Origin of the sequence: Streptomyces sp. ALB3 (assembly GCF_044385685.1) — a bacterium.
In the GTDB taxonomy this organism is placed as follows: Bacteria; Actinomycetota; Actinomycetes; order Streptomycetales; family Streptomycetaceae; genus Streptomyces.
Genome location: NZ_JBISCE010000048.1, coordinates 1 through 1,776 on the forward strand (window position 1 = coordinate 1; position 1,776 = coordinate 1,776).

Annotated in this window: 2 protein-coding genes; both read right to left on the reverse strand. The window is 68.1% G+C overall.

What is annotated here, in order from left to right; translation table 11 throughout:
* Complete coding sequence (locus tag ACHFIV_RS33145) at window positions 1-792, reverse strand: ABC transporter permease (RefSeq protein ID WP_398976641.1); 792 nt, start codon at window positions 790-792, stop codon at window positions 1-3.
* Entirely contained in the window at window positions 789-1,766 is a 978-nt protein-coding gene (locus tag ACHFIV_RS33150) for an ATP-binding cassette domain-containing protein (RefSeq protein ID WP_398976643.1), read from the reverse strand. The genes ACHFIV_RS33145 and ACHFIV_RS33150 overlap by 4 nt, the downstream gene beginning before the upstream one ends.
* Between the last annotated feature and the right edge of the window lie 10 nt (window positions 1,767-1,776).

Here is a 1,776-nt window from a genome sequence, read left to right on the forward strand (position 1 = left end):
TCAGTGGGTGCGGTCCTTGTTGAAGTGCTTCATGGCCCAGGTGAAGCCGAGGAGGGTGATGGCGGTGCACCAGGCGAGGGCGAGGTAGGCGCTGTTGCCGATGTCGGTGCCCATGAGGAGGCCGCGGAGGGTTTCGATGATGGGGGTGAAGGGCTGGTATTCGGCGAAGTAGCTCAGTGCGGTGGGCATGGTGTCGGTGGGGACGATGCCGGAGCCGACGAAGGGCAGGAGGATGAGGGGGAAGGGGGCGTTGCTGGCGGCGTCGAGGGTTTTGGCGGCGAGTCCGAAGGCGACGCCGAGCCAGGTCAGGGCGAGGCTGGTGAAGGTGAGGAGGCCGAGGGCGGCGGTCCATTCGATGAGGGTGGCGTTGGGGGCGAAGCCCATGAGTGCGGCGATCGCGAAGACCAGGAGCATGCTGGTGAGGGTCTGCAGGATGCTGGAGATGACGCGGGCGATGAGGATGGAGGGGCGGAAGATCGCCATGGTCTTGAAGCGGGCGATGATGCCTTCGGTCATGTCGACGCTGGTGGAGACGGCGGTGCCCAGGGAGCCGGTGGCGGCGGTCATGATGATGAGTCCGGGCAGGACGTAGTTGACGTAGTCGGTGTTGCCGTCGGGCAGGGGGCTGACGCCGGTGCCCAGGACGCCGCCGAAGACGTAGACGAAGAGCAGGAGGAACAGGACGGGGATGCCGACGATGGAGATCGCGGTGGTGGGGTAGCGGAGCTGGTTCTTGATGTTGCGGCGCAGGAGTGTGTTGGAGTCGGCGAGCGCGTAGGTGAGGGTGCTCATGCCAGGACCTTCTTGTCCGTGTCGGTGGCGCCGGTGGTGTCGGTGGCGTCGGTGGCGGGGGTTCCGGTGAGGGCGAGGAAGACGTCGTCGAGGTCGGGTGTCTTCAGGGCGAGTTCGTGGACGGTGGTGGTGTCCAGGCGGTCCAGGACGTGGTGGACGGAGCGGGCGCTGCCGTCGCTGGCGATGTGCAGGGTGAGGGTGTCCTCGTCGCGGGTGACGGGGGTGCCGGTGGTGGTCAGGGCGCGGGCGCCGGTGTCCAGGGCGTTCAGGGAGGTGAACTGCAGGTCGATGCTGCCGCCGGGGACCTGTCGTTTGAGCTGTTCGGGGGTGCCCTGGGCGACGAGGCGGCCCTGGTTGAGGACGGCGACCTGGTCGGCGAGCTGGTCGGCCTCTTCGAGGTACTGGGTGGTCAGGAAGATGGTGACGCCGTCGGCGACGAGGTCGCGGATGAGGTCCCACATCGCGCGGCGGACCCGGGGGTCCAGGCCGGTGGTCGGCTCGTCGAGGAAGATGATGCGGGGGGCGCCGACCAGGGTCATCGCGAGGTCCAGGCGGCGTTTCATCCCGCCGGAGAACGTCGCGACGGGCTTCTTCGCCGCGTCCGCGAGGTCGAACTCCTCGATCAGGCGTGCGCAGCGCTCACGGATCACCGTCCGGGGCAGGTGCCACAGCCGGCCCATCAGCTCCAGGTTCTCGCCCGCGTTCAGGAACGGGTCGACCGCGGAGAACTGACCCGTCACCCCGATCTTCGAACGCACCCCGTCCGGGTCGGAGACCACGTCGCATCCAGCGACCGACGCGGAACCCCCGTCCGCCGGCGTCAGCGTCGAGAGGATCTTCACCGTCGTCGTCTTACCCGCACCGTTGGGCCCCAGCAGCGAGAACACCGAACCCTCGGCGATCGACAGATCCACCCCGTCCAGCACCACATGATCCCCGTACGACTTCCGCAGCCCGACAGCCGAAACCGCCACACCACCCGAC

Bases quoted from the DNA above. Each gene is read 5' to 3' on its own strand.
- ACHFIV_RS33145 (WP_398976641.1), bottom strand. From the start codon at position 792: ATGAGCACCCTCACCTACGCGCTCGCCGACTCCAACACACTCCTGCGC.